The following is a 25,256-nucleotide window of genomic DNA, read 5'->3' as shown; positions in this document are numbered from 1 at the left end:
GGCCGGCCGGTTCCGTGACACCGGGACCCGGGCATCAGCATCAATGTCAGTGGTGTGCGCCACGATGGGGGGCATGGCACGTACAGGCAACAGGAGCGGCAGGGGCGCGGGGGCGAAGGACGGGGTGGCACGGGCGAGGCGGCCGGAGGTGCGACTGCCGCAGCTCGTGGAGTACGACGGGGCGGGCCTGGAGCCAGACGGGGATTACGACGGGGTGCGGTTCGCGGGGACGGACCTGGCCGACGCGTCGGGTCCCGGGGCGCGGTTCATGGACTGTGAGCTGCGGGAGTGTGCCCTGGACCGTGCGGAGCTGGTGCGGGCGAGATTCATCGACTCGGTGCTCAGGGGCGTACGGGGCGTGGGCACCGATCTCGCGGGGGCGTCGCTGAGGGACGTGGAGGTCCTGGACGCGCGGCTGGGCGGGGTGCAGCTGCACGGTGCGGTGCTGGAGCGGGTGCTCGTGCGGGGCGGGAAGATCGATTATCTGAATCTGCGCACGGCACGGCTGAAGGACGTCGTGTTCGAGGGGTGTGTGCTCTCGGAGCCGGATTTCGGGGAGGCTCAGCTGGTGCGGGTGGAGTTCCGGGACTGCGTGCTGAAACGTGCCGACTTCAGTTCCGTGCGGATGGAGTCCGTCGATCTGCGCGCGGTCGCCGAGCTCGACATCGCGCGGGGTGTGGAGCGGCTGGCGGGGGCGGTGATCAGCCCGTCCCAGCTGATGGAGCTGGCTCCGGCGTTCGCGGCGCAGATCGGGGTGCGAGTGGAGGCGTAGACGGTGGGCCCGTCCCCGTCTCCGTCTCCGTCTCCGAAGGCTTTCAGAGGCGGGGGAAGCGTGCCTGCAGGTCCCAGATGATCGGGTTGTCGGCGAGGCCTTCGTGCATGTCGGCCAGGTCGGCGATCAGGTCGTGCAGGAAGTCGCGGGCCTCGCGGCGCAGCAGGGAGTGGCTGAAGGTCAGCGGGGGCTCCTCGCCGGGCATCCAGTCGGCCTCGACGTCCACCCAGCCGAAGCGCCGTTCGAAGAGCATGCGGTCGGACGACTCGGTGAAGTCGAGCTCGGCGAACTGCCGGCGGTGCGAGCGGTTGCCCCGGGGGTCGCGGTCGATCTGCTCGACGATGTCGCAGAGTGCCCAGGCGAAGTCGAGCACGGGGACCCATCCCCAGGCTGTGGATACTTCGCGGTCCTCCTTGGTGTCGGCGAGGTAGACGTCCCCGGAGAACAGGTCGTGCCGCAGGGCGTGGACGTCCGCGCGGCGGTAGTCGGTCTGCGGGGGGTCCGGGAAGCGCCGGGAGAGGGAGTAGCCGATGTCGAGCACGGTTCGATGGTGTCATGCCGCGTGGGGCGTCCGCGCCGTCCCGGGGACGGGGGTGCGTGACCGAGACGGCGGGGCCCCGGGGTGCGTGACCTGACCGGCAGGCGGGACAGCCCCTGTCAGGGGAGCAGGCGTTGTTCCTTGGCTACGGCGACCGCTCCCGCCCGGGTGTCCACGCCGAGCTTCTCGTAGATCCGGCCCAGGTGGGTCTTGACGGTGGCCTCGCTGATGAAGAGGGCCCGTGCGATGTCACGGTTGCCGAGGCCCTGTGACAGCTGGCCCAGGATGTCGAGTTCGCGTTCGGTCAGGGTGGGACGGGGGCTGCGCATCCGGGCCATGACACGGCTGGCGACCGGCGGGGAGAGCGTCGTGCGGCCCTGCGCGGCGGCCCGGATGGCGGCGAAGAGTTCCTCGGGGCGTTCGGCCTTCAGCAGGTAGCCGGTGGCTCCCGCCTCGATGGCGCGGGTGATGTCCGCGTCGGTGTCGTACGTCGTGAGGACGAGCACGTGGACCGCACCTGCCCCGGCGCTCGTGATGCGGCGGGTCGCCTCTACGCCGTCGATGCCGGCGCCCAGCTGGAGGTCCATCAGGACGACGTCGGGCCCGAGCCGTGCGGTGAGGGCGACGGCCTCCTCGCCGCTGCCCGCCCCGCCCACGACCTCGATGTCGGGTTCGCCGCCGAGGAGGGCGAGCAGTCCGGCCCGTACGACGGCGTGGTCGTCGCAGAGCAGGATCCGTACGGGCGGGGTCATGCGCGTTCCTCCGGAGCGGGTGGGGCGGGTGGGGCGGACGAGGTGTGTTGCCCGGACGCCGGGCCGGGGGCGCCCGGGTGCGCGGCCAGGGGCACGGCGGCGGACAGCACGGTGCCTTCGCCGGGCGCCGATTCGATGGTCAGCGTGCCGCCGAGCTGCTGGACCCGGGCCCTCATCGCGGGCAGCCCGTGGCCGCGTACGCCGCCGGCCGGTCGGGGTTTCTGCCGCTCGGGGCTGAAGCCGCGGCCGTTGTCGGCGACGTCGAGGACGACGCGGTCGTCCAGGTGGGTCAGCGTCAGCGCGGCGACGGTGGCATCCGCGTGCTCGGTGACGTTGGCGAGTGCGCCCTGCGCGATCCGCAGGAGCGCGGACTGCACCCGGTCGGGAAGCGGGAGGGCCGGGGTGCCCTCCACATGGCAGCGGACGGTGAGGCCTCCACGAGCCTGGGCGGTCTCCCGGGTGGCGAGCGCGTGCAGCGCCGCTTCCAGCCCGCCGCCCTCCGCCAGGTCGGCCGGCGCGAGGTCGTGCACGAAGCGGCGGGCCTCCGCGAGGTTGCGCTCCGCGATGCCGGTCGCCGTGAGGACGTGGCGGCGGGCGGTTGCCGGGTCGGCGTCCCAGGAGCGGTCGGCCGCCTGGAGCAGCATCTGCTGGCTGGAGAGCCCTTGGGCCAGGGTGTCGTGGATCTCCATGGACAGCCGCTGGCGTTCGGCGAGGGTCCCCTCCCGGCGCTCGGTGGCGGCCAGTTCCCGCCGGGTGCGGAGCAGATCGTCGATCAGCTCGCGCTGACGTACGGCCAGGTCCCGTTGGCGTACGGCCTGGCGCTGCATGTGGACGAAGACGGCGGTGGCGACGGCCGCGACGGCGGGCGGTGCCAGGACGAGGTTCGGGTCGAAGCCGGTCGCGAGCCGTAGCTGCGCGGCGACGACGAACGCGGTGAGCAGGGAGACGAGCGCCAGGGCGGCGCGCGGCGGCAGGATCCGCAGGCCCGTGTAGAAGAGCGGGACGGCGCACCACGCGAAGCTCGGCGCGAGGACGACCAGGACCATCCACACCAGGACGAGGGCGCCGAGCCAGGTCAGCCGGCGGGGCGTGGGTCGCGAGCCGAGCACCGGTCCGAGGAGGTACAGCGCGGCGAGCACGGCCGACAGCCCGATGATCCAGGGGGTACGGGTCTCGCCGGGGTGGCGCATGAGGAAGCGTGCGAGGGAGGCGCCGAGCAGCAGGAAGAACGCGGCGTGCATGAGGAGGGCCGGCCACCGTGCGTCCGGGTCGCCCGCCGCACCCCCGCGGTGTGTGGTGCCCGAGTCGGCCGACGCCGCTCGCTCCGGGGCCTGCCCGGTTCGGTTCCGCCGCACGTCGTACCCCGCGCTCCCTCGGTCTGTCCTGCGCTCTCGCGTCGCCGCGCAGCCGCTGACCTGCGTGGACATCCCATGGTCGCCCCTGCGGGCCACCTCCGCATCAACCGATCGGCTGACGGGGGCGTCGGCCGACACGGGTGCGGCTTCGAGCCGGTACGCCGACGGACCGGGCCCGGTTCCGGCCGGAGGATCGATACCGGAAGCCGAAACCCGAAGCCGGACGGTTCGAGACCGGGCCGGCACTCACCCCAGGAGCCCACCATGAAGAAGATGTCCCTGCGCAACCGTGTCCTGACCGGTGCCGTCGCCGCCGCGGCGCTGGGTGCCGGAACCTTCGGCGCGATGTCCGCGAACGCGTCCACCCCGGCCGCCGCGCCCGCCGCCGTCGTGAAGGCCGACGCCGCGGACCGGAACCTCCAGCAGTCCACGCACCTGACCGTCGCCGCCGCGTCCAAGGCCGCGCAGGCCGCCCTGGACGCCGCGAAGAAGGAGAACCAGCGCGTCTCGGTCGCCGTCGTCGACCGCGACGGCAACACCGTCGTCACGCTGCGCGGCGACGGCGCGGGCCCGCAGTCCCCCGAGTCCGCCGTGAAGAAGGCGTACACCGCCGTCTCCTGGAACGCGCCGACGTCCGAACTGGTCAAGCGTCTGGAGCAGGCCCCGAACCTGAAGGACATCCCCGGCACCCTGTTCCTGGCCGGCGGCTCGCCCGTGCAGGTCAAGGGCGCCCCCCTGGCGGGCATCGGAGTCGCGGGCGCGCCGAGCGGCGACCTCGACGAGAAGTTCGCCGCGGCGGGTGTCGCCGCGCTCAGCCGCTGACGGCCGGCCCGGCGAGGGCGGCAGTAGGGGGTTCCGGATGATCGCGAGGCGGGCGAAGGCTCCGCCACAGGTAGCAACGGCGTGGTCGAGGTCGTCCTCGTGATGCGCCCGGAACGGTCCAAGGGTCCTGCGACACGCGGAAGCCGGCCCGCCGAAGGCGGACCGGCTCCGGAACAGGGCGGGTGTTACTTGACGTTGACCCCGGCCCAGGCCGCGTCGACGGCCTTGAGTTCGGCGCTGTCGGCCCCGAACAGGTCGGTGGCGGCCTTCTCGGTCGCGACCCGGGCGCCGGCGTAGTCGGTGCTCGACGTCATGTAGACGGAGAGCGCCTTGTACCAGATCTGATAAGCCTTCTGGCGGCCGATGCCGGTGACCGTGGAGCCGTCGGCGGTCGGGGAGTCGTAGTCGACGCCGCCGATGGTCTTGGCGCCGCTGCCCTCGGCCAGCAGGTAGAAGAAGTGGTTGGCGACGCCGGAGGAGTAGTGCACGTCGAGGTCGCCGACGCCGGCGTCCCAGTAGTCCGCCGAGCCGCCGTCCTTGCTCGGCTTGTCCATGTAACGCAGGGGAGTTCCGTCGCCGTTGATGTCGATCTTCTCGCCGATGAGGTAGTCCCCGGGATCGGTGGTGTTGTCGGCGAAGAACTCGACGGAGGAGCCGAAGATGTCGCTGGTCGCCTCGTTGAGGCCGCCGGACTCGCCGGAGTAGTCGAGGTTGGCGGTGGCGGCGGTCAGGCCGTGGCTCATCTCGTGGCCGGCGACGTCGATCGCGGTGAGGGCGCTCTTGTCGTCGGCCCCGTCGCCGTAGGTCATGCAGAAGCAGCTGTCGTCCCAGAAGGCGTTGACGTAGCCGGTGCCGTAGTGGACGCGGGAGTACGCGGCCTTTCCGTCCCCGGCTATGCCGTCGCGGCCCAGCTCGTTCTTGTAGAAGTCCCAGGTCGTCGCCGCGCCGTAGTGGGCGTCGACCGCCGCGGTCTGGCGGTCGCCGCCGGTGCCGTCGCCCCAGGTGTCGTCGGTGTCGGTGACGAGGTCTCCGGTGCCGTTCTGCTTCTGGTCGAGGTCGTACGTCTTGTGGCCGCCCCGGTCGCCGTCGGTCAGCTCGAAGCCCGAGGCGCCCTTGGTGGTCGACAGCGTCACCTGGCCGCTGTACTGGCTGTTGCCGGTGCCGGTCTCGACGGCCTCGAAGCTGTGCAGCTTCTTGCCGGTCGTGGCGTCGGTGATGATGTGCAGCCGGCTGGGCGTGCCGTCCTTCTGCACTCCCTCGCGCACGGTCTCGAAGGCGAGGGCCGGCTTGCCGTGGCCCGCCCAGACGACCTTGCGGGCGCTCGCCGCGGCCTTCAGCTCCGGCTGCGTCGACGGCACGGATATGCGGGCGTCCGTGGCCTTGTCCACGCCCTTGGACTTCCCGTCCGCCGCGGTGTGGGTGACCAGGTCGCCGCCGAGGACCGGGAGCCCGGCGTAGGTGCGCTCGTAGCGGGTGTGGACCGTGCCGTGCGCGTCCTTGATCACGTCACGGACGATCAGTTTCTCCTGGCCGCCCAGCCCGAGGGCCTTCGCTGCGGCCGGGGCGTCATCCTGCGCGGTGCGCAGGGCGCCGGTGCGCTGAGCGGCGGAGTTCACGCCGAGGGTGGTGGCGCCGGACGAAGAGGCCTTGCTGTCACCGGTTCCGGTACCGGCCGTGGCGGTACCGGTCTGGACGCCGACGACGACCATCGCGGCAACTGCGGTCAGGGCAGCGGCGCGACGGGTGTTCATGTGGGGGGTCATGCCTTCTCCGTTGCTCGTTCCTGTGGGGGGTACGAGCGGAGAGCGTGCCACCGAATGAACCCTTTTGACGGGTCGCCGACAATTACCTCACAAGTTTTTGACCAGTTCTTGTCCGACTGGGATGCGTTCGTGTCCGCTATCTGGCGTGTGCGGAGGGGCGGGTGACGCGGACGCACGGGAGCCCCCGCCGACCGGAGTCGGGCGGGGGCTCCCGTGGGAAAGCCGTCGCGTCAGAGGTTGACGCCGAAGTCCTGGGCGATGCCGCGCAGGCCCGAGGCGTAACCCTGGCCGACCGCGCGGAACTTCCACTCGGCGCCGTTGCGGTAGAGCTCGCCGAAGACCATCGCGGTCTCGGTGGCGGCGTCCTCGCTCAGGTCGTAGCGGGCGATCTCGGTGCCGCCGGCCTGGTTGATGATGCGGATGAAGGCGTTCCGCACCTGGCCGAAGTTCTGGCTGCGCGACTCGGCGTCGTAGATGGAGACCGGGAACACGATCTTGTCGATGTCCGCCGGGAGGCCCGCCAGGTTGACGTTGATCTGCTCGTCGTCGCCCTCGCCCTGGCCCGTGACGTTGTCACCGGTGTGGACGATGGTCTGGTCCGGCGTCGCCTTGTTGTTGAAGAAGACGAAGTGGCCGTCGGAGTAGACCTTGCCGGCGGTGTTGACCGCGATCGCCGAGGCGTCGAGGTCGAAGTCGGTGCCGGTGGTGGTGCGGACGTCCCAGCCGAGGCCGACCGTGACGGCGGTCAGGCCCGGGGCCTCCTTGGTGAGCGAGACGTTGCCGCCCTTGGACAGGCTTACAGCCATGGGAAGTCCCTTTCCTCGTCGTGTGCGGGCTTCGTGCCATCACGAAAGCTACCGTCACCCGTCCTAACGCAGACAAGAGACCACGAGGTTCCTGCTCGCTTTACTTTCTTTGCCGAACTTCTGGCCGAACGCTCGCAAAACAAGGTGACGAACGGGCGGTGGGGCGGGGAACATGGGTGTCATGTCCGGGCCCTATGTCATCCGCGGTTCGGTCTCCCTGCCGGAGGCCGAACTCATGTGGCGTTTCTCGCGGTCCTCGGGGCCCGGCGGGCAGCACGTCAACACGAGCGACTCCCAGGTGGAGCTCCGCTTCGACCTCGCGGCGACCGAGGCCCTGCCCGAGGTGTGGAAGGCCCGGGCCCTCGAACGGCTCGCGAGCCGGCTGGTCGGCGGTGTGGTGTCCGTACGCGCCTCGGAGCACCGCTCCCAGTGGCGCAACCGTGAGACGGCCGCCGTGCGGCTCGCGGCCCTCCTGGCGGAGGCCACGGCGCCGCCCCCGAAGCCTCGCCTCAAGAAGAAGATCCCGCGCGGCATCAACGAGCGGCGTCTGCGCGAGAAGAAGCAGCGCGGCGACACGAAGCGCGGACGCTCCGGCCGCGACTGGTGAGTCCCGCCGCGAGGTCCGGGGCGGTTCAGCCCCGGGCGTGAGGTCCGGCCCGGGTCAGCCCAGCTGCCGGTAGCGGCCCTTGAAGTAGGTGAGCGGCTCGCCGTCCGCGTTCGGCAGCGAGGCCGACAGCACGCGGCCGATCACCAGCGTGTGGTCACCTGCCGGGACGCGCTGCTCCGTGCGGCACTCCAGGTTGGCCAGCGCCCCCTCCACCAGGGGCGCTCCCGCGATCTCGCCCCGTGTGCAGGGGACGTCCTCGAACAGCAGCCGGTCGCTGATCCGGTTCTTCATGGCGAACCGCGCGGCGATCTGCCGCTGCCCCTCCGTGAGTACGGACACCGCCCACAGGGGCTGTTCGGCCAGCAGGTCGTCCATCCGTGAGTCGTTGCGCAGGCTCACCATGACCAGGGGCGGGTCCAGGGAGACCGACATGAAGGCGGTGGCCGTCATCCCGACGTCCTCGCCCCGGCCGTGCTCGTCGAGCGGCGGCTCCTCGGCGGTGACCAGCACCACGCCCGCCGCCAGGCGGGAGAGGGCGGCGCGGAATTCGTCGTTGCTCACCCCCTCAGCATGGGGGACGGCTTCGGGGCGCGGGGCGGGGGGAGTCTTCTGCAGCACACCGGGCACGCTAGTGCCGCCGGGCGCGGCGTCGCATCGGACCAGGGGACCAGCCGGGTCCTAGGACTCCGGAACCATGTGCGCCGCTTTGCGATCGCCACGCAACAGGGGTGTCTGGAGGTGCCCGGGGCGGTCTTTGCCAAGTCTTGTGACTTGAGTCACAGAGAGCAATATTTGTTGACCCTGTGTACCGGGTGCACAGCTCACTGTGATTCAGTGGCCGTGACAGTGCAACAAGTACGTCGATATGAAACCTGGAGTTGCTGTCGAGGTCTCAGGGAGTGCGAGCAATGGAGGCCGAGTCGGAACCGTACGTCCGTCTTGCGACCATGCGGCAGTTGCACCAGGCCGTCGCTGATCTCAACACGGCGCGGAGCCTGGCGGACACGCTGCAGTCGGTGGCCGACGGCATCGTCGGCGGCCTCGGTTACGAGCTGGGCTGCGTGAACCTCGTCCGCCCGGACGGTGACCTCGTCGTCGCCGCGTTCGCCGGCAACAGCGCCGCGGAATCCCTGATCACCGGCCGTGTCGGCTCCCGCGAGTCGTGGGAGCGCAGGCTGTCGATGGGCGAGGCCTGGGACGAGCTGCGGTTCATACCCCACACCGAGGGCTGGGTGCTCCTCGACGACGACGTGCCGCAGTGGCACACCGAGGGGCCGGAGCCACGCTTCGAGGACGAGTGGCACCCCCTGGACCGCCTCTACGCACCCATGTACGCCTCCGGCGGAGGTCTGGACCTCCTGGGCGTCATATCGGTCGACAGGCCGCGCAACGGCCGCCGGCCCGGCGCCTGGGGTCGCGAGGCACTCCAGATGTACGCCTCCCAGGCGGCCATTGCGATCAGTAACGCTCGCCTCCGAGCAAACATGCAGCGCGCCCTGGTCAGGCTCGAACGCGAGCAGCAGGCGCTGCGGGCCAGCGAGGAATCCTTCCGCCAGGCCTTCGAGTACGCCCCCAGCGGCATGGCCATCGCCGAGATGGGCGGTGACCAGCACGGCAGGCTGCTGCGCACCAACGACGCGCTCTGCCGTCTCCTGGGGCGCCCCGCCTCCGTCCTGCGCCGCTACTCCTTCGCCGACCTCGTCCACCCCGAGGACATCGGCACGCTGCTGCGCACGTCCGCCGAGGGCGGGCGGGCCGAGCTCCGGCTCGGGCGCAGGGACGGCACCTACCTCTGGGTCTCCCTGCGCAACTCCGTCGTCGCCGACACCACCGACGGGCCGCGTTTCCTGCTCACGCACGTCGAGGACATCGAGGAGCGCAAGCGCAACGAGCTGAATCTCGCGCACCGTGCCTCGCACGACGCGCTGACCGGTCTTCCCAACAGCGCCGAACTGCGCTCCCGGCTCGGGTCGCGGCTGTGTGAGAGGCCTCACTCGGTCGCCTCCTCCGCGATCGAGGCACTGGACGCGGCGTACGGCGACGTCGAGAGCCCGGCGCACGGCTACCGGGCGGACGGTTACGAGGGCGAGGTCGCGCCGGGCATCGGCCCCTACGACCACCACGTGCACAGCGTGGCGCCCGACCCGGACCGCGACGACGGGACCAAGGGGCTCGCGGTGCTCTTCTGCGACCTCGACGGCTTCAAGTCCATCAACGACCGTTTCGGGCACCACGCGGGTGACGCGGTTCTCATCGAGGTCGCCCGGAGGCTCACGACCTGCGTACGGGACGGTGACACGGTCGCGCGGCTCGGGGGTGACGAATTCGTCGTCCTCGCGGACGGTCTCGGGGCGGCAGATGCCGCGGATCTGGCCGTACGCTTGCGTAACGCCATCATTCCGCCCATCCGGGTGGACGGCCGGGCAGTCAGGGTCGGGGCGAGTTTCGGTATCGGCTGGGCCGAGTGCGGAATGACCGAGGAAGAGGTCCTGCACTCCGCGGACCAGCGGATGTACGTGGAGAAGCGGTCCCGATCGAAGGTTCACCGCAGAGCCGGCTGACGTTCACGGCCTGGCTGTCCCCGTACAGCGCCCGGGTTTTCCGGGGGACCGAGGGCAATTCGACGCGTGCTCCGTTCGGGGTAGGCTCGGCCGGTCGGCGACGGCTGGCGACATGGTGAGGAGTGACCCAGGGATGACGGCCGGGAACAACGGCGCGAGCAAGCCCGAGGACGACGATCCGTTCGGCTATCTGTACGCGGACGGGCAGGCGGCGGGCGCACAGCCGCCCGGGCAGGGTGGCTACGGCTACCCGGGTCCGGCAGCGCAGCCCGGCAGGCCCAGAACGTCGTACAACCAGGTGCGGGCGGTCGGGGAGCGCCAGTACGGACAGGTGCCGCCGCAGCAGGCGTACGGCCAGCAGCCCCAGCAGCAGTACGGCCAGCCGAACGCGCAGTACGCGGCGCCGGAGACCTACCCCGGTGGCGCGCCGACCGCGCAGTCGGCGTCCGTGGGCCACGGCGGCGGCAGGAACGGCGGGCCCGGCCGTGGCGGACCCAACACCAAGGCGCTGCTGATCGCGGCCGTCGCCGTGGTCGCGGTGGTGCTCATCGGTATCGGTGCCGCGCTGATGACGGGCGACGACAACGACGACAACAAGGACCAGGCCGGTTCCACCCAGGGCCCTGCCGACGAGGTCCAGGAGTCCCCGAAGCCGGAGAAGTCCGCCAAGGAGTCCGACGAGCCCGTCCAGCTGCCCGAGCAGGACGCGGCGACGCTGACCCTCGGTGGCACGGCGTCGCTGGACAACACGGTCAAGGGCGCCAAGAGCGCCAACGGCCAGTACATCAGCCTCAACGAGGTCGGCCGTTCGGCCACCTGGACGGTCGATGTGCCGGAGAGCGGCCCGTACACGCTGTACGTGACGTACGGCGTACCGGGCAGGGACGCCAAGACGTCCCTCACGGTCAACGACCAGGAACCGCGCTCCATCAACATGACGAACTTCGCGCACGCCGCCGAGGGCGACCTGGAGAAGGGCTGGACGAACACGTACGCGTACGTCCAGCTCGAGAAGGGGTCGAACAAGCTGATGCTGTCGTGCAACGAGGGTGACTCGTGCGACGCGAACCTCGACCAGTTGTCGCTGAAGTCGGGTCACGTCAAGGGCTGACCCGCCGCTGCAGGAACCCAGCACCACCGTCGTCCCGGCCTCGCCCAGCGAGCCGGGACGCGGTCTTTCCGGGGTCCGTTCAGGCGGCCGGTGCGTGCTGTTCGACGGTGACGCGCGCCAGCAGGTCCTCGTAGGCCCCGCGGTCGAACTCGCCTGCCGCCGGGGCCATTACGGTCGCCGTCGACAGGGCCACCGCGCGGGTCAGCCGGTCCTGCCAGCCCAGCCCTTCGGCGAGGGCGGACAGCAGGCCGGCCACGACGGAGTCGCCCGCGCCCGTCGGGTTGCCCCGCACGGCGGACGGCGGTGCGGCCCGCCAGATGCCGTCGGGAGTGACGGCGAGGAGCCCGTCCGGGCCGAGCGAGGTGACGACGCTGTGCGCGCCGCGGCGGCGGGCGTCCCGGGTGGCGCGCAGGGGTTCGCGGGCGCCGGTGAGCTGGGCGAGCTCGTCGGCGTTCGGCTTGACGAGGTCGGGACGGGCTGCGATGCCGCGGCGCAGGGGTTCGCCCCCGGTGTCCAGGAGTACGGGCACGCCGGCGGAGCGGGCGAGCCGTACGAGTTCCGCGTACGCGCCGACGTGGACGCCGGGAGGGAGGCTGCCGCAGAGGGCGACGGCCTCGGCCTGGGGGAGCAGTTCCCCGAACGTCCCCAGGAGGGCGGCCCATTCACCGGCACCTATGTGCGGGCCCGGTTCGTTGAGCTGCGTGGTGTCCCCGCTGGAGCGGTCGACGACGGCGAGGGTGCGGCGGGTGTTCCCCGCGACGGTCACGAGCGCGTCGGTGGGGCGGTGGGGGAGCGCGCCGAGGAGTTCGCGCAGGACGGCTCCGGTGGCGCCGCCGGCGAAGCCGGTGACGACGGTGTCGTGGCCGAGGGCGGAGAGCACGCGGGCCACGTTGACGCCCTTGCCGCCCGGGCGTTCGGCCACTTCCTGGACGCGGTGGCTGGAGTGCGGGACGAGGACGGGGACGGCGTACGTCAGGTCGAGTGCCGTGTTCAGCGTCACGGTCAGTATCACCTGTACCGGCCCCCGGTTCCTTGGTTGTCCGCTCCCGCGCCGTCTCCCTGCGGCGCCGTCCCCGGTGATCATGCCAAAGAGGCGGCGGTCGTCCCAGGTCTCCCGGACAACCGCCGTCTCTTCGTTATTTGTTCACCCGGTCATGACGTGCCGTCAGCCGAGGGAGGGTTCCACGATCCACTCGCCGCGGCGCATGACGCCCTTGAGCGCGAAGTCCGCGTCCAGGACCACCAGGTCGGCGTCCTTGCCCGGGTCCAGCGAGCCGACCCTGTGGTCCAGGCCGAGGAGCCGGGCCGGGTTGGCGGAGATGGAGCGGACGACGTCCTCGACGGGGATCCTGTCGATCGTCACGGCCCTGCGGAACGCGGTGTCCAGGGTGAGGGTGGAGCCCGCGATCGAGCCGCCCTCGACCAGGCGCGCGACACCGTCCCTGACCTCGACGGCGAGCGGCCCGAGCTCGTAGAGACCGTCGCCCGCGCCGGCGGCGTCCATGGCGTCGGTGATGAGGGCGACCCGGTCGGCGCCCGCGTGGTGATAGGCGAGTTCCAGGGCGGCGGGGTGCAGGTGCGTGCCGTCGTTGATCAGCTCGACGGTGATCCGCTCGTCCTCCAGGAGGGCCGCGACCGGCCCCGGGGCGCGGTGCCCGATGGCGGGCATCGCGTTGTAGAGGTGGGTCGCGACGGTGGCGCCCGCGTCGATGGCCTCGACGGTCTGCTCGTACGTCGCGTCCGTGTGGCCCACGGCGGCGATCACGCCGTGCTCGGCGAGCAGCCGCACGGACTCGATGCCGCCCGGAAGTTCGGTGGCGAGGGTGACCATCCTGGCGCTGCCGCGCGCCGCGTCGAGCAGCTTGCGGACCTCGGCGGGGTCGGGGTCGCGGAGCAGTTCCTCGCTGTGGGCGCCCTTGCGGCACGGCGAGATGAAGGGGCCCTCGAAGTGGATCCCGGCGAGCTCGCCCTGTTCGACCAGTTCGGAGAGCAGGCCTGCCTGACGGGCCAGGAAGTCCATCTCGCCGGTGACGGTGGACGCGACGACGGTCGTCGTGCCGTGTGCGCGGTGCGCCCGCACCCCGGTCAGGACGTCCTCGGCGGTGCCGGTGGCGAAGGACGCGCCGCCGCCGCCGTGGTTGTGGATGTCCACGAACCCGGGGACCACCCAGTGGCCCGAGAGGTCGACGGTCCGGGCGCCCTCGTGCGTGCTGCCGGCGATCCGGGTGCCCTCGACGATCACCCGGCCGTTCTCGACGGTCCCGGTGGGAAGCACCACCCGGGCACCTGCGAGAACCGTGCTGTCTGCGCGTCCGGCCATCAGGCGGATACCTCCGTGGAGAGTAGATCCCAGGCGAGCAGCCCTGCGCCCAGGCATCCGGCGGTGTCCCCGAGGGCCGCCGGGACGATGTGGGGCAGCTTCTGGAACGTGACCCGTTCCTCGACGGCCGCACGCAGTGGTGTGAACAAGGTTTCCCCCGCCTCGGCGAGACCGCCACCGATGATGAGCGTGCGGGGGTCCAGCAGGGTGAGCGCGGTGACGAGCCCGGCGGCGAGCGCGTCGACGGCGTCCTGCCAGACGCGCAGGGCCGCCGGGTCGCCCGAGGCCACGGCCTTCGCGCAGTCCGCCGCGTCCGCGTCGGGGTCACCGGACGCGGCGGCCCAGGCCCTGGACACCGCGGCGGCCGAGGCGAGGGTCTCCAGACATCCGCGCTGTCCGCAACCGCAGTCCGGGCCGTCCGGCCGGACCACGATGTGGCCGATTTCGCCCGCGTAACCGTGCGCGCCCGCCTCGATGGTGCCCGCGATGCCGATTGCGCCGGCGATCCCGGTGCCGAGCGGCACGAACAGGAAGCGGTCCGCGTCCCGGCCGGCGCCGATCCGCCCCTCGGCGAGGCCGCCGGTGCGGACGTCGTGGCCCAGTGCGACGGGTACGCCGCCGAGCCGCTCGCCGAGCAGCTTCCGCAGCGGCACGTCGCGCCAGCCGAGGTTGGCGGCGTAGACGGCGATCCCGCGTTCCGCGTCGACGATGCCGGGGACCGCGACCCCGGCGGCGACGGCGCCTTCTCCGAGGTGTTCCTCGCCGTAGGCGTACAGATCCGCGGCGAAGCCCAGGATGGTCTCCACGACGGCGTCGGCACCGCGGTCCCGGCCGGTGGCCCGGCGCGCCTCGTGGAGCAGGGTGCCGTCGGCCCCGACCAGAGCGGCCTTCATTCCTGTGCCGCCCACATCGAGGGCGATGACGTGTCTCACGGAGACAGTTTCGCCCGACGACCCCTAAAAGGTCTAGTCCACTATCGCGGGTTTGTTGAGCACCCATACAAAGCGGTCCTGCTAGATTGCCGAGTCGCCGCACAGGTGGTGTAGACCTTCGTGTGGTGCAGACCTCCGACCGGAGGTGAGGCTGGATCGCGGACCCGGCGCAGGAACGGCGGCGTCCGCACCGATGGATGTGATGTGGGGATGGGCAGGGCTGTGCAGCGGCGCTTGGTTGGTCTGACCGCGGTAGTGGCCGCACTCGGTATGACGGCGACGCTGTCGGGGTGCGGTTCGGGCACCGGGGGCGGCGACGTCACCCTGAAGCTGGTCGCGGCCGACTACGGCACCGGCGCCGAGAACAGCTCCCAGAAGTACTGGGACGACGTCGCCGGAAGGTTCGAGAAGCAGAACCCCGGCATCGAGGTCGAGGTCAGCGTCTACTCCTGGAAGGACGTCGACCGCAAGGTCGCGGAGATGGTGAAGGCGGGCGAGGCCCCCGACATCGCACAGATCGGCGCGTACGCCGACTACGCGAAGGCGGGCAAGCTCTACACCGCCGACGAGATGATCGCCATCCGTACCGTGTCCAACTTCCTGCCCTCGCTCACCGACGCGGGTGAGGTCGACGGCAATCTGTACGGCCTGCCGTTCGTGGCCAGCACTCGGCTCCTCTTCTACAACAAGGGCCTCTTCGCCAAGGCGGGCCTCGGGGCCCCGCAGACCTGGGACGACATCCGGAACGACGCCACCACGCTCGAGAAGCGCGGGGTGACCTACCCCTTCGCCCTGCCGCTCGGCCAGGAGGAGTCCCAGGCCGAGACCCTGATGTGGCTGCTCAGCGGGGGTGGCGGCTACACGGACGAGGTCGGCAACTACGCCATCGACTCCCAAGCCAACATAGCGACGTTCGAATGGCTGAGGGACAACCTCGTCGGCAAGGGGCTCACCGGCCCCGTCGCCCCCGGGAAGCTCGACCGGGCGACGGCCTTCGACGCCTTCACCAAGGGCGAGGTGGGCATGCTCAACGGCCACCCGACCCTGATGCAGGAGGCCGAGAAGAAGGGGGTCGAGGTCGGCATGGTCCCGCTCCCCGGGATCGACGGGCCGACCAAGGGCTCGATGGGCGTCGCCGACTGGATGATGGGCTTCAAGCAGAACGGCCACCGGGTGGAGACGGGCAAGTTCCTCGACTTCGCCTACCAGGACGACAACGTGCTGTCCTTCGCCGACCAGTACGACCTGCTGCCCGTGACCAGCAGCGCCTCCACCGCGATGGAGGCCGACGACAAGCACGAGGCGCTGCACGAGTTCCTCTCGGCGCTGCCGAACTCGCAGCTGTACCCGTTCGGCAAGACGTCATGGGCGCAGGCCAGCGAGATGATCAAGGAGAAGATCGGAACCGCGGTCGAGCCCGGCGGCAACCCGGAGAGCATCCTCGTGGACATCGCGGCCAAGGCCCGGCAGGCGGAGAGCGCGGAGTAAGGGGCTGTCCGTGGCCGCGACGGACCTGGGTAGGTTGGTTCATATGACCGCCGCCGATCCCACCGACCCGCTCCCCGACCGGCACCGCGCCGTGCTGGCCCTGGAGCGGCGGTCCTGGCCGGGTCCCGGCGCGAAGGAGCGGGCGATCCGGGAGGAGCTGGGGATCTCGCCGGTCCGCTACTACCAGCTGCTCAACGCCCTCCTCGACGACCGGCGTGCGCTGGAGGAGGACCCGGTCACCGTGAACCGCCTCCGCCGGGTCCGCGAGGCGAGGCGCGGCCGCCGCTGAGCGCGTCCGGCCGCGCGGCGGGCACGACCCCGCCCGGCCGGAAGCCGGGCGGGGGACATGAGCCCCGCGGGCCGGAGGCCGGGCGGCGGACATGCTCCCCCAGGGGCCGGAGGCCGGGCGGCGGGGCGGCCCGCCCGCTACGCTCACCCGCATGGGTAACCCGGCACACTCCCTCCCGACCCCGTCCACCCAGGCCGGCCGCGAAGGCCTCGCCGCACTCCTCGCCCGCCCGGCCCGCGCGGTCGTCGCGCTGGACTTCGACGGCACGCTCGCCGACATCGTCCCGGACCCGGAGCAGTCCCGCGCCCACCCCGACGTCGTCCCGGCCCTGTCCGCGCTCGCGCCCCGAGTCGCCGCCGTCGCGGTGATCACCGGCCGCCCGGCCGGCACCGCCGTGCGGTACGGCGGCTTCGCCGGGGCTGCGGGCCTGGACCACCTCGTCGTCCTCGGCCACTACGGAGCCGAACGCTGGGACGCCGTCACCGCCGCCGTCCACGCCCCCGACCCCGACCCCGGGGTGGCGGCCGTCCGGGCGGAGCTCCCCGCCGTGCTCCGGGAGACCGGTGCCGACAGTGGCACCTGGATCGAGGAGAAGGGCGACCGCGCGGTCGCCGTGCACACCCGTCGGGCCGCCGACCCGCAGGCCGCCTTCGAGGTCCTGCGCGCCCCGCTGGGCAGCCTGGCCGCCCGCCACGGTCTGATCGTCGAACCGGGCCGGCTGGTCCTGGAGTTGCGGCCGCCCGGCATGGACAAGGGCGTGGCACTGGAGGAGTACGTCAAGGAGGTCGGAGCCGAGACGGTCCTGTACGCCGGTGACGACCTCGGCGACCTCGCCGCGTACGCCGCCGTGGAGAAGCTCCGCACCCGGGGGATCAACGGCCTGCTGGTCTGCAGTGGCACCGAGGTCCCCGAACTGGCGGACCGCGCCGACCTGTTGCTGCCCGGCCCGGCGGCGTTGGCCGAGCTGCTCGGAACGCTCGCGCGGAAGCTGGCCGACGCCGACGCGTGAGGGTCAGTCCCTCAGCGCGTCCAGCTGGTCCAGGAACCACTGCTGCGGCGGCAGCGCGGTCGATGCGGCGGCCAGGCGCTTCGAGCGGGCGCTCCGCTCGCCGGACTCCATCGTGAGCGCCTCGTGCAGCGCCGCCGCCGTGGCCGAGACGTCGTACGGGTTGACCACGAGGGCGTCCTCGCCCAGCTCCTCGTACGCGCCCGCCTCGCGGGACAGCACGAGTGCGCAGCCGTCGTCCGAGACGACCGGGACCTCCTTGGCGACCAGGTTCATGCCGTCACGGATCGGGTTGACCAGGGCCACGTCCGCCAGCCGGTACGCCGCCAGGGAGCGGGCGAAGTCGTCGTCGACGCGGAGCAGGACCGGGGTCCAGCCGTCCGTGCCGTACTCCGCGTTGATGCCGTCGGCGACCCGCTGGACCTCGGCCGTGTAGTCGCGGTAGACCGAGAGGTCCTGCCGCGAGGGGTAGGCGAAGGCGATGTGGACCACGCGCTCACGCCACTCGGGGCGCTCCTCCAGCAGCGCGCGGTAGGCGTGCAGCCCGCGGACGATGTTCTTGGAGAGTTCCGTGCGGTCCACCCGCACGATCGTCCGCCGGTCGGCGCCGACCTGCTCCCGCAGCATCTCCATGCGCTCGTCCACGTCCGCCTCGCGCGAGCGGCGGCGCAGGAAGTCCGCGTCGGCGCCCAGTCCGTGCACCCCGATCCGGGTGCGGCCGGTGCCGCCGAGGATCTCCGTGCAGCAGCCGATGAAGGCGTCGGCCCAGCGGCGGGTCAGGAACGCGGCGCGGTCGGCGCCCAGGATGCCCTTGAGCAGCTGCTCGCCGATGTCGTCGGGCAGCAGCCGGAAGTAGTCGACGGGCGCCCAGGGAGTGTGTGAGAAGTGGCCGATCCGCAGGTCGGGGCGCAGCTCGCGCAGTATGCCGGGGACCAGTGAGAGGTGGTAGTCCTGCACCAGGACCGCGGCCCCCTCGCCCGCCTCCTCGGCCAGGGCCTCGGCGAAGGCCTGGTTGTACGCCTCGTAGGAGGCCCACTGCCGGCGGAACTCCGCGTCGAAGACGGGCTCCACCGGGGTCTGGTAGATCATGTGGTGGACGAACCAGAGCACCGAGTTGGCGATGCCGTTGTAGGCGTCCGCGTGGACCCCGGCGTCGATGTCGAGCATCCGGACACCGGGCTCGGACACCCCGTGTCGCACCGCCTCGCGGTCTCCGTCGCTGAGGGCGGCGCACACCCACAGCTTGTCCTCGACGGCGCTGAGGCCGGAGACGAGCCCGCCGCCGCCCCGTTTCGAGTCGAGCGTGCCGTCGTCCCGTCGTGTGTACGACACCGGGCCGCGGTTGGACGCGACGAGTACCTGGGCAGCGTGCTCGGAGACCATGTACCCGAACCTAGCCCGTTCGGGAACCCTCCAAACGTGGAGCGGGGGCCGAGCCCGGCGCGAGGGACCGTCACGCCGCGTCGCGGGCCGCGTACTCCGCTATGTCCCGCATCGGCGGCCGTTCCTCGGTGTCCACCGCATGGGTGCGCGGGACGAACCCGTCGGGCCCTCGCTCGAACTGGGTGATCTCGGGCCGTACGAGCGGTCCGCGGGAGAGCCGCAGCTGTGCCGTGCGGTAGATCGTGGCCGCCATCCGGCCGAGGGCCTGGCCGTCCTGATGGCGGTGCTTGCGCACGCCGACGTCCACCTGGGCCAGTGCGTCCAGGCCGACCGTGTGCAGCGCGTCGACGAGCAGTCCCAGCTCCACTCCGTAACCGACGGGGAAGGGGAGCTGCTCCAGCAGCGAGCGCCGCACCGCGTACTCGCCGCCGAGCGGCTGGACGAATCCGGCCAGTCGCGGCCAGTGCAGGTTGAGCAGCGGGCGGGCCACCAGTTCGGTCACCCGTCCGCCCTGTCCTGCGGTGTCGCCCAGCGGCCGGTCGTACATGGCCTTGACGAACTGGACCTGGGGGTCGGTCAGCAGCGGGCCGACGATCCCGGACACGAAGTCCGCGGAGAAGTCCTTGAGGTCGGCGTCGACGAAGCAGACGATCTCCCCGGTGGTCACCAGCAGCGACCTCCAGAGGACCTCGCCCTTGCCGGGGAGGGCGGGTATCCGGGGAAGTACGGAGTCCCGGTGCACGACCCGGGCGCCGGCCCGGCGCGCGACCTCGGCCGTGGCGTCGGTGGAGCCGGAGTCGATCACCACCAGTTCGTCGACGAGCCGGACCTTCTCCATCAGCTCGCGGCGGATCTCCGCCACGATCGCCCCGACCGTCGCCTCCTCGTTCAGCGCGGGCAGGACGACGCTCACGCGCGAGCGGTGCGGATCCTTCGCCCGGGCGGCCGCGAGGCGGTCGAGCGGGCGGTCGGCAGCAGACCAGGAACGCCTGCTCAGCCAGCGTTCCACCTCTTCCAGCACGGTCGATACTCCCTGTATGTGATCCATCTCGCGGTTCGGACGACTATCTCAACCGTCCAGTGCTTCGGTTACAGTCTTGAACAACGCGGATGACCCTCGCATGTCGGGGTCGGTCCGCGAATAAACGCCCGGATCCATGGTCCGGTGCCATAGCGCTCATCCAGAGGGACTGAGGGAACGGCCCGTTGAAGTCCCGGCAACCCTCCTGCCGACCGCGAGGTCACGGTGGGGAAGGTGCCAATTCCGTCTTGCGGCGAAATACGTCGTGAGGAAGATGAGGAGAAAGGGCCTCCGCCATCATGGCCGTGCAGACAGTTGCAGAGAACACCGATTCTTCCGCCGTGGACCTCGGTCCCGCCGCAGCACTTTCCTGTCGCGAATGCGGCGAGCGTTTCGAGCTCGGCCCCATTTTCGCCTGCGCGTCCTGTTTCGGGCCGCTCGAAGTGGCGTACGACCTGCCGAGCGGCTCCCCCGAAGAGCTGAAGAAGCGCATCGCCGAGGGCCCGGACAACATCTGGCGCTACGCGCCGCTGCTGCCCGTCCCGTCCGATGTGGCGGACAAGCCCAACATCAACCCCGGCTTCACGAAGCTGGTCAAGGCCGACAACCTCGCACGTGAGCTGGGCGTGACCGGCGGTCTGTACGTCAAGGACGACTCCGGCAACCCGACGCACTCCTTCAAGGACCGTGTCGTCGCCATCGCCGTCGAGGCCGCCCGTGCCTTCGGGTTCACCACCCTCTCCTGCTCCTCCACCGGCAACCTGGCCGGTGCGGTGGGTGCCGCCGCGGCCCGCGCCGGTTTCCGCTCCTGCGTGTTCATCCCGCACGACCTGGAACAGGGCAAGGTCGTCATGGCCGCGGTGTACGGCGGCGAACTGGTCGGCATCGAGGGCAACTACGACGACGTCAACCGCTTCTGCTCGGAGCTCATCGGCGACCCGCTCGGCGAGGGCTGGGGCTTCGTCAACGTCAACCTGCGGCCGTACTACGGCGAGGGTTCCAAGACCCTGGCGTACGAGATCTGTGAACAGCTCGGCTGGCAGCTGCCCGACCAGCTCGTCATCCCCATCGCGTCCGGCTCGCAGCTCACGAAGATCGACAAGGGCCTGCAGGAGCTGATCAAGCTCGGCCTCGTCGAGGACAAGCCGTACAAGATCTTCGGCGCCCAGGCCGAGGGCTGCTCCCCGGTCTCCACCGCCTTCAAGGCCGGCCACGACGTGGTGCGCCCGCAGAAGCCGAACACCATCGCCAAGTCCCTGGCGATCGGCAACCCGGCCGACGGCCCGTACGTCCTGGACATCGCCCGGCGCACCGGCGGCGCCGTGGAGGACGTGAACGACGAGCAGGTCGTCGACGCGATCAAGCTGCTGGCCCGCACCGAGGGCATCTTCGCGGAGACCGCGGGCGGGGTGACCGTCGGTGTGACGAAGAAGCTCATCGAGGCCGGTCTGCTCGACCCGTCCCTGACCACCGTCGTCCTGAACACCGGAGACGGCCTGAAGACGCTCGACGCGGTCGCCCCGACGACCGGACTGTCGGCGACGATCCGGCCCAGCCTGGACGCGTTCCGCGACGCCGGCCTCGCCGCCGCGAGCTGACCACCCGAGACCGAAGGAAGGCACCCACATGAGCGTCAAGGTCCGTATCCCCACCATCCTCCGCACCTACACGGGCGGTCAGGCCGAGGTCCCGGCCGAGGGGGCGACCCTCTCGGAGGTCATCGCGTCCCTGGAGCAGAACCACCCGGGCATCGGCGCCCGCGTCCTGGACGACCAGGGCAAGCTGCGCCGTTTCGTCAACGTGTACGTCAACGACGACGACGTGCGCTTCGAGGGCGGTCTGGACGCGGTCACCCCGGACGGCGCCGGCGTCTCGATCATCCCGGCCGTCGCCGGAGGCTGACGGCGGGACGGTGCGGGCCGCTCGTCGCGGTCCGGCCGCACGGCATTCACACGATGGCCCCCTCCACGGGAAACGGAGGGGGCCATTCTGCATGGTTGAGCACGGTACAGTTGGGGAAGTCCCCGCAGTTGCCCGCGCTGTCCGCATACGGAAATGCGCCCTGCCGCGACAAGAAGTAGCCAAAGTGCGTGAACGCCTTGAGGCATAAGTCTCCTTTGTCAGGCCCGACTTGCCCTGGAATCCTATGAATTCCCCCTATGCGTGCGGTCGCCGGTGCCCAGAATTCTCGTCCGATTGACCTGTTGCAGAGGGCAGTTGGGCAGATACATTCGGCCGCGGTCGACGCGTTCCGGCGCACGCCACCCTCTCCTGTCGAGGGTGAGTTCTGACCCGGGCCCGCGAAGTGCGGTCTCGTGCAAGGGCCAGTAATAGGGGAGTTGGGCATGGCTCAGGGCACCGTCAAGTGGTTCAACGCGGAGAAGGGGTACGGCTTCATCGCGGTCGACGGTGGTGCGGATGTTTTCGTCCACTACAGCGCGATCCAGATGGACGGGTACCGCACCCTCGAAGAGGGTCAGCGAGTTGAATTCGAGATCTCGCAAGGCCAGAAGGGGCCGCAGGCGGACATGGTCAAGCTCGCCGTCGGCTGAGCTCGGCACGGTCGGCCAACGACACTCACACGCGCGAGGCCCGTACCCCCCACCGGGGGACGGGCCTCACGTGCGTCTCCGGGCCCCCCGTCGCGACCTGCGGCGGAGCCCCGAGGTTGTCCACATCCCGAAGAGGACGCTTGCACTCGCAGGGGTCGAGTGCTAATCATTGGCGTTAGCACTCTCCAGGTGAGAGTGACAGAAACTTGGACCGGGCCGGTGAGGCCCGCAGGCTTGGTGGGGCAAGGAACCACCTGGCACGCTGGCCGTCCGTCGCGGGCGCCTCTCGGTCCGGAGAATCCACCCCTGTCCGGGAGGACCACTTCACATGGCCAAGATCATCGCGTTCGACGAGGAGGCACGGCGCGGTCTCGAGCGCGGGATGAACCAGCTCGCCGACGCCGTCAAGGTCACCCTCGGCCCCAAGGGCCGTAACGTCGTCCTCGAGAAGAAGTGGGGCGCGCCCACGATCACCAACGATGGTGTTTCCATCGCCAAGGAGATCGAGCTCGAGGACCCGTACGAGAAGATCGGTGCGGAGCTGGTCAAGGAGGTCGCCAAGAAGACGGACGACGTCGCCGGCGACGGTACGACCACCGCCACCGTTCTCGCCCAGGCGCTCGTCCGCGAGGGCCTGCGCAACGTCGCCGCGGGTGCCAACCCGATGGCTCTGAAGCGTGGCATCGAGAAGGCCGTCGAGGCCGTCTCCGCCGCTCTGCTGGAGCAGGCGAAGGACGTGGAGACCAAGGAGCAGATCGCTTCGACGGCCTCCATCTCCGCCGCCGACACCGAGATCGGCGCCAAGATCGCCGAGGCGATGGACAAGGTCGGCAAGGAAGGCGTCATCACCGTCGAGGAGTCCCAGACCTTCGGTCTGGAGCTCGAGCTCACCGAGGGTATGCGCTTCGACAAGGGCTACATCTCGGCGTACTTCGCCACCGACATGGAGCGTATGGAGACGTCGTTCGACGACCCGTACATCCTGATCGTCAACTCCAAGATCAGCAACGTGAAGGACCTCCTTCCGCTGCTCGAGAAGGTCATGCAGTCGGGCAAGCCCCTGCTGATCATCGCGGAGGACGTCGAGGGCGAGGCTCTGTCGACGCTGGTCGTCAACAAGATCCGTGGCACCTTCAAGTCCGTCGCCGTCAAGGCTCCGGGCTTCGGTGACCGTCGCAAGGCCATGCTCGGCGACATCGCCATCCTCACCGGTGGCACCGTCATCTCCGAGGAGGTCGGTCTCAAGCTGGAGAACGCCGGCCTGGACCTGCTCGGCAGCGCCCGCAAGGTCGTCATCACCAAGGACGAGACGACGATCGTCGACGGTGCCGGTGACAGCGACCAGGTCCAGGGTCGCGTCAACCAGATCCGTGCCGAGATCGAGAACTCCGACTCGGACTACGACCGCGAGAAGCTCCAGGAGCGCCTCGCGAAGCTGGCCGGCGGCGTGGCCGTCATCAAGGCCGGCGCCGCCACCGAGGTGGAGCTCAAGGAGCGCAAGCACCGCATCGAGGACGCGGTGCGCAACGCCAAGGCCGCCGTCGAGGAGGGCATCGTCGCCGGTGGTGGCGTGGCTCTGCTCCAGGCCTCGGCCGTCTTCGAGAAGCTCGACCTGACGGGCGACGAGGCCACCGGTGCCAACGCCGTCAAGCTCGCGCTGGAGGCCCCGCTCAAGCAGATCGCCGTCAACGGTGGTCTCGAGGGTGGAGTCGTCGTCGAGAAGGTGCGCAACCTGCCGATCGGTCACGGCCTCAACGCCGCGACCGGCGAGTACGTCGACATGATCGCCGAGGGCATTCTCGACCCGGCGAAGGTCACGCGCTCCGCCCTGCAGAACGCCGCGTCCATCGCCGCGCTCTTCCTCACCACCGAGGCCGTCATCGCCGACAAGCCGGAGAAGGCCTCTGCGGCCGCTCCGGGCGGCATGCCGGGCGGTGACATGGACTTCTGATCCTCGGATCAGTCGCTCCAGGCAGTACCCGCAGTATCCGTGCGACGCCGGCCCCCGGGATTCCTCCCGGGGGCCGGCGTCGTCGTACGTGCCGCCCTCACCTCGCGGGAGCGGTCAGTATGCAGAGCGGCCGCCCCTCGTCGGGGTCGCCGACGTAGGTCCAGAGCTTGAGCGTGCCGCCCTTGCGCAGCGCCTCGTAGGCGAAGCTCTCGTCATCGGTCCCGAACGACACATGGACGCGTGTCCCTTCCTCCCCGTCCTCGCTCTCCCAGGTGCCCGGACCGGACCTGGGCTCCGCCGTGCCGTCGACGATGTCGAAGTCGCTGCAGACGTGGTGGGCGGCTGTTGTCCCGTCCGCCTTCAGCTCCAGCGTGCCGCCCTCGGCGTCCGTCCACGTCGTGGCCGCCCGGGACGGGGAGAGCAGGACCGGCTCGCCGCCGGGTACCGGCGGGACGGCGAACCGGCCGCAGGAGACGAGGCTGAGGGCGAGCGGGACGAGGACCAGGAGGGACCGGCAGGAACGCGACACACGCCACCTCGGCACTTGTGCGGGGCACGGGCGCGAGCGGCCGGTGCGGGAGGAGAGTAAGGCAGGCGCCGGAGCCGGTCCGGCCCGGGGGCGGTGCCGCCGCGTACGACTGCGAAGTGGATCCGGATACTGAACACTTCCTGCCATCGTGAAGGAGAGTGACCGGTGACCACCGACGTGCGTACAGGGCCGCCCACCGCGGGCGGCGAGCGGGAGACGCTGCGGGCCTTTCTCGACTACCACCGCGCCACCCTCGCCATGAAGTGCGAAGGGCTGGACGACGAACAGTTGCGGCAGCGGTCGATGTCCCCTTCGGCGCTCTCCCTCCTCGGATTGGTGCGCCACATGGCCGAGGTGGAACGTGCCTGGTTCCGGCGGGTGTTCGAGGACCACGACGCGCCCATGGTCTGGTCGGACCGGATCGACTTCCAGGCGGCGTACGACGCGAGTGCCTCCACGCGGGCGGAGGCGTTCGGCGCCTGGGAGGCCGAGGTGGAGCGCTCGCGCCGTATCGAGCGGCAGGCCGAATCCCTGGACCTGACGGGGCTCCAGCCGCGCTGGGGTAAGGACGTCTCGTTGCGCATGGTGATGGTGCACGTGCTGCTGGAGTACGGCCGCCACAACGGGCACGCGGACTTCCTCCGGGAGGGCGTCGACGGAACGGTGGGCGCCTGACCGCCGCGTGCCGGTCCCGTGTG

Annotated in this window: 25 protein-coding genes and 1 riboswitch; of the genes, 13 read left to right on the top strand and 12 right to left on the bottom strand. The window is 70.8% G+C overall.

Annotation, left to right across the window (positions count from 1 at the left end; translation table 11 throughout):
- Window positions 1-64: 64 nt before the first annotated feature.
- Window positions 65-772 carry a pentapeptide repeat-containing protein gene (locus tag LWJ43_RS14510; protein WP_277332679.1) on the top strand — a complete coding sequence of 236 codons (708 nt, stop codon included), beginning with the start codon at window positions 65-67 and terminating at the stop codon, window positions 770-772.
- Between the two features lie 43 nt (window positions 773-815).
- On the opposite strand, the gene LWJ43_RS14505 is transcribed toward LWJ43_RS14510, so the two are convergent.
- The 3 genes from LWJ43_RS14505 to LWJ43_RS14495 all read right to left on the bottom strand — a co-directional run bounded on the left by LWJ43_RS14505 (window position 816) and on the right by LWJ43_RS14495 (window position 3,417).
- Window positions 816-1,313: a hypothetical protein gene (locus LWJ43_RS14505; RefSeq protein ID WP_277332678.1), complete on the bottom strand. Its 498-nt coding sequence runs from the start codon at window positions 1,311-1,313 to the stop codon at window positions 816-818.
- Between the two features lie 116 nt (window positions 1,314-1,429).
- Window positions 1,430-2,062: a response regulator gene (locus tag LWJ43_RS14500; protein WP_277332677.1), complete on the bottom strand. Its 633-nt coding sequence runs from the start codon at window positions 2,060-2,062 to the stop codon at window positions 1,430-1,432.
- The gene (locus LWJ43_RS14495) at window positions 2,059-3,417 is read right to left on the bottom strand and encodes a sensor histidine kinase (RefSeq protein ID WP_277332676.1); all 1,359 of its coding nucleotides are present in this window, start codon (window positions 3,415-3,417) and stop codon (window positions 2,059-2,061) included. Before LWJ43_RS14495 ends, LWJ43_RS14500 begins: the two co-directional genes overlap by 4 nt.
- 264 nt (window positions 3,418-3,681) lie before the next feature.
- Between LWJ43_RS14495 and LWJ43_RS14490 the strand changes: the two genes are divergently transcribed.
- Complete coding sequence (locus tag LWJ43_RS14490) at window positions 3,682-4,239, top strand: GlcG/HbpS family heme-binding protein (RefSeq protein ID WP_277332675.1); 558 nt, start codon at window positions 3,682-3,684, stop codon at window positions 4,237-4,239.
- 185 nt (window positions 4,240-4,424) lie between these two features.
- On the opposite strand, the gene LWJ43_RS14485 is transcribed toward LWJ43_RS14490, so the two are convergent.
- Window positions 4,425-6,002 carry a M4 family metallopeptidase gene (locus LWJ43_RS14485; RefSeq protein ID WP_277332674.1) on the bottom strand — a complete coding sequence of 526 codons (1,578 nt, stop codon included), beginning with the start codon at window positions 6,000-6,002 and terminating at the stop codon, window positions 4,425-4,427.
- Window positions 6,003-6,232: 230 nt separating this feature from the next.
- Window positions 6,233-6,808, bottom strand: coding sequence for a TerD family protein (locus LWJ43_RS14480; RefSeq protein ID WP_277332673.1), 576 nt, complete (start codon window positions 6,806-6,808; stop codon window positions 6,233-6,235).
- Between the two features lie 172 nt (window positions 6,809-6,980).
- Between LWJ43_RS14480 and arfB the strand changes: the two genes are divergently transcribed.
- The gene (gene arfB, locus LWJ43_RS14475; protein WP_277332672.1) at window positions 6,981-7,415 is read left to right on the top strand and encodes an alternative ribosome rescue aminoacyl-tRNA hydrolase ArfB; all 435 of its coding nucleotides are present in this window, start codon (window positions 6,981-6,983) and stop codon (window positions 7,413-7,415) included.
- A 54-nt stretch (window positions 7,416-7,469) separates the two neighbouring features.
- Here arfB and LWJ43_RS14470 read toward each other — a convergent pair whose 3' ends face one another.
- A complete protein-coding gene (locus LWJ43_RS14470; protein WP_277332671.1) occupies window positions 7,470-7,976 on the bottom strand; it encodes a flavin reductase family protein in 507 nt (168 codons plus the stop codon).
- 347 nt (window positions 7,977-8,323) lie between these two features.
- Between LWJ43_RS14470 and cdgB the strand changes: the two genes are divergently transcribed.
- Both cdgB and LWJ43_RS14460 read left to right on the top strand, forming a co-directional pair.
- Window positions 8,324-9,976 (top strand): diguanylate cyclase CdgB, encoded by a 1,653-nt coding sequence (cdgB, locus tag LWJ43_RS14465; RefSeq protein WP_277332670.1) that lies wholly within the window; start codon window positions 8,324-8,326, stop codon window positions 9,974-9,976.
- Between the two features lie 133 nt (window positions 9,977-10,109).
- Complete coding sequence (locus tag LWJ43_RS14460; protein WP_277332669.1) at window positions 10,110-11,087, top strand: carbohydrate-binding protein; 978 nt, start codon at window positions 10,110-10,112, stop codon at window positions 11,085-11,087.
- A gap of 79 nt (window positions 11,088-11,166) precedes the next feature.
- Here the strand turns inward: LWJ43_RS14460 and LWJ43_RS14455 are convergent, their stop codons facing one another.
- The 3 genes from LWJ43_RS14455 to LWJ43_RS14445 all read right to left on the bottom strand — a co-directional run bounded on the left by LWJ43_RS14455 (window position 11,167) and on the right by LWJ43_RS14445 (window position 14,300).
- Entirely contained in the window at window positions 11,167-12,099 is a 933-nt protein-coding gene (locus tag LWJ43_RS14455; RefSeq protein WP_277332668.1) for a 1-phosphofructokinase family hexose kinase, read from the bottom strand.
- A 153-nt stretch (window positions 12,100-12,252) separates the two neighbouring features.
- Window positions 12,253-13,407, bottom strand: coding sequence for an N-acetylglucosamine-6-phosphate deacetylase (nagA, locus tag LWJ43_RS14450; protein ID WP_277332667.1), 1,155 nt, complete (start codon window positions 13,405-13,407; stop codon window positions 12,253-12,255).
- Window positions 13,407-14,300, bottom strand: a complete 894-nt coding sequence (locus LWJ43_RS14445) for an ROK family protein (protein ID WP_462100949.1) — start codon at window positions 14,298-14,300, stop codon at window positions 13,407-13,409. Before LWJ43_RS14445 ends, nagA begins: the two co-directional genes overlap by 1 nt.
- Before the next feature lie 249 nt (window positions 14,301-14,549).
- Between LWJ43_RS14445 and LWJ43_RS14440 the strand changes: the two genes are divergently transcribed.
- The 3 genes from LWJ43_RS14440 to otsB all read left to right on the top strand — a co-directional run bounded on the left by LWJ43_RS14440 (window position 14,550) and on the right by otsB (window position 17,125).
- Entirely contained in the window at window positions 14,550-15,827 is a 1,278-nt protein-coding gene (locus LWJ43_RS14440) for an ABC transporter substrate-binding protein (RefSeq protein ID WP_277332665.1), read from the top strand.
- Between the two features lie 43 nt (window positions 15,828-15,870).
- Window positions 15,871-16,116 carry a DUF3263 domain-containing protein gene (locus LWJ43_RS14435; protein WP_277332664.1) on the top strand — a complete coding sequence of 82 codons (246 nt, stop codon included), beginning with the start codon at window positions 15,871-15,873 and terminating at the stop codon, window positions 16,114-16,116.
- Between the two features lie 151 nt (window positions 16,117-16,267).
- Window positions 16,268-17,125 carry a trehalose-phosphatase gene (gene otsB, locus LWJ43_RS14430; RefSeq protein WP_277332663.1) on the top strand — a complete coding sequence of 286 codons (858 nt, stop codon included), beginning with the start codon at window positions 16,268-16,270 and terminating at the stop codon, window positions 17,123-17,125.
- 3 nt (window positions 17,126-17,128) lie between these two features.
- On the opposite strand, the gene LWJ43_RS14425 is transcribed toward otsB, so the two are convergent.
- Both LWJ43_RS14425 and LWJ43_RS14420 read right to left on the bottom strand, forming a co-directional pair.
- Window positions 17,129-18,505 (bottom strand): alpha,alpha-trehalose-phosphate synthase (UDP-forming), encoded by a 1,377-nt coding sequence (locus LWJ43_RS14425; RefSeq protein ID WP_277332662.1) that lies wholly within the window; start codon window positions 18,503-18,505, stop codon window positions 17,129-17,131.
- 70 nt (window positions 18,506-18,575) lie between these two features.
- Entirely contained in the window at window positions 18,576-19,526 is a 951-nt protein-coding gene (locus tag LWJ43_RS14420; protein WP_277335887.1) for a glucosyl-3-phosphoglycerate synthase, read from the bottom strand.
- A gap of 153 nt (window positions 19,527-19,679) precedes the next feature.
- A riboswitch (SAM riboswitch) is annotated at window positions 19,680-19,807 on the top strand.
- A gap of 18 nt (window positions 19,808-19,825) precedes the next feature.
- Between LWJ43_RS14420 and thrC the strand changes: the two genes are divergently transcribed.
- The 4 genes from thrC to groL all read left to right on the top strand — a co-directional run bounded on the left by thrC (window position 19,826) and on the right by groL (window position 24,029).
- Window positions 19,826-21,124, top strand: coding sequence for a threonine synthase (gene thrC, locus LWJ43_RS14415; protein ID WP_277332661.1), 1,299 nt, complete (start codon window positions 19,826-19,828; stop codon window positions 21,122-21,124).
- A 28-nt stretch (window positions 21,125-21,152) separates the two neighbouring features.
- Window positions 21,153-21,428 (top strand): MoaD/ThiS family protein, encoded by a 276-nt coding sequence (locus LWJ43_RS14410; RefSeq protein WP_099174090.1) that lies wholly within the window; start codon window positions 21,153-21,155, stop codon window positions 21,426-21,428.
- A 443-nt stretch (window positions 21,429-21,871) separates the two neighbouring features.
- The gene (locus LWJ43_RS14405; RefSeq protein ID WP_003967346.1) at window positions 21,872-22,078 is read left to right on the top strand and encodes a cold-shock protein; all 207 of its coding nucleotides are present in this window, start codon (window positions 21,872-21,874) and stop codon (window positions 22,076-22,078) included.
- A 328-nt stretch (window positions 22,079-22,406) separates the two neighbouring features.
- On the top strand, window positions 22,407-24,029 hold the full coding sequence (gene groL, locus LWJ43_RS14400) for a chaperonin GroEL (RefSeq protein WP_014154853.1): 1,623 nt from the start codon (window positions 22,407-22,409) through the stop codon (window positions 24,027-24,029).
- A 97-nt stretch (window positions 24,030-24,126) separates the two neighbouring features.
- Here groL and LWJ43_RS14395 read toward each other — a convergent pair whose 3' ends face one another.
- Window positions 24,127-24,558: a hypothetical protein gene (locus LWJ43_RS14395; protein ID WP_277332660.1), complete on the bottom strand. Its 432-nt coding sequence runs from the start codon at window positions 24,556-24,558 to the stop codon at window positions 24,127-24,129.
- Window positions 24,559-24,723: 165 nt separating this feature from the next.
- Here LWJ43_RS14395 and LWJ43_RS14390 point away from each other — a divergent pair, with 165 nt between their 5' ends.
- Entirely contained in the window at window positions 24,724-25,233 is a 510-nt protein-coding gene (locus tag LWJ43_RS14390) for a DinB family protein (RefSeq protein ID WP_277332659.1), read from the top strand.
- Window positions 25,234-25,256: the final 23 nt, after the last annotated feature.

It is taken from the genome of Streptomyces sp. JH34, assembly GCF_029428875.1.
In the GTDB taxonomy this organism is placed as follows: domain Bacteria; phylum Actinomycetota; class Actinomycetes; order Streptomycetales; family Streptomycetaceae; genus Streptomyces.
This window is presented reverse-complemented; position numbering and strand designations above follow the sequence as displayed.

Excerpts from the sequence above, each read along its gene's own strand:
- LWJ43_RS14510 (WP_277332679.1), top strand. The coding sequence starts at position 65 with ATGGGGGGCATGGCACGTACAGGCAACAGGAGCGGCAGGGGCGCGGGG.
- LWJ43_RS14500 (WP_277332677.1), bottom strand. The coding sequence starts at position 2,062 with ATGACCCCGCCCGTACGGATCCTGCTCTGCGACGACCACGCCGTCGTA.
- LWJ43_RS14490 (WP_277332675.1), top strand. The coding sequence starts at position 3,682 with ATGAAGAAGATGTCCCTGCGCAACCGTGTCCTGACCGGTGCCGTCGCC.
- LWJ43_RS14485 (WP_277332674.1), bottom strand. The coding sequence starts at position 6,002 with ATGACCCCCCACATGAACACCCGTCGCGCCGCTGCCCTGACCGCAGTT.
- LWJ43_RS14480 (WP_277332673.1), bottom strand. The coding sequence starts at position 6,808 with ATGGCTGTAAGCCTGTCCAAGGGCGGCAACGTCTCGCTCACCAAGGAG.
- arfB (WP_277332672.1), top strand. The coding sequence starts at position 6,981 with ATGGGTGTCATGTCCGGGCCCTATGTCATCCGCGGTTCGGTCTCCCTG.
- cdgB (WP_277332670.1), top strand. The coding sequence starts at position 8,324 with ATGGAGGCCGAGTCGGAACCGTACGTCCGTCTTGCGACCATGCGGCAG.
- LWJ43_RS14460 (WP_277332669.1), top strand. The coding sequence starts at position 10,110 with ATGACGGCCGGGAACAACGGCGCGAGCAAGCCCGAGGACGACGATCCG.
- nagA (WP_277332667.1), bottom strand. The coding sequence starts at position 13,407 with ATGGCCGGACGCGCAGACAGCACGGTTCTCGCAGGTGCCCGGGTGGTG.
- LWJ43_RS14445 (WP_462100949.1), bottom strand. The coding sequence starts at position 14,300 with ATGAAGGCCGCTCTGGTCGGGGCCGACGGCACCCTGCTCCACGAGGCG.
- LWJ43_RS14440 (WP_277332665.1), top strand. The coding sequence starts at position 14,550 with ATGGGCAGGGCTGTGCAGCGGCGCTTGGTTGGTCTGACCGCGGTAGTG.
- LWJ43_RS14435 (WP_277332664.1), top strand. The coding sequence starts at position 15,871 with ATGACCGCCGCCGATCCCACCGACCCGCTCCCCGACCGGCACCGCGCC.
- otsB (WP_277332663.1), top strand. The coding sequence starts at position 16,268 with ATGGGTAACCCGGCACACTCCCTCCCGACCCCGTCCACCCAGGCCGGC.
- LWJ43_RS14425 (WP_277332662.1), bottom strand. The coding sequence starts at position 18,505 with ATGGTCTCCGAGCACGCTGCCCAGGTACTCGTCGCGTCCAACCGCGGC.
- thrC (WP_277332661.1), top strand. The coding sequence starts at position 19,826 with ATGGCCGTGCAGACAGTTGCAGAGAACACCGATTCTTCCGCCGTGGAC.
- LWJ43_RS14410 (WP_099174090.1), top strand. The coding sequence starts at position 21,153 with ATGAGCGTCAAGGTCCGTATCCCCACCATCCTCCGCACCTACACGGGC.
- LWJ43_RS14405 (WP_003967346.1), top strand. The coding sequence starts at position 21,872 with ATGGCTCAGGGCACCGTCAAGTGGTTCAACGCGGAGAAGGGGTACGGC.
- groL (WP_014154853.1), top strand. The coding sequence starts at position 22,407 with ATGGCCAAGATCATCGCGTTCGACGAGGAGGCACGGCGCGGTCTCGAG.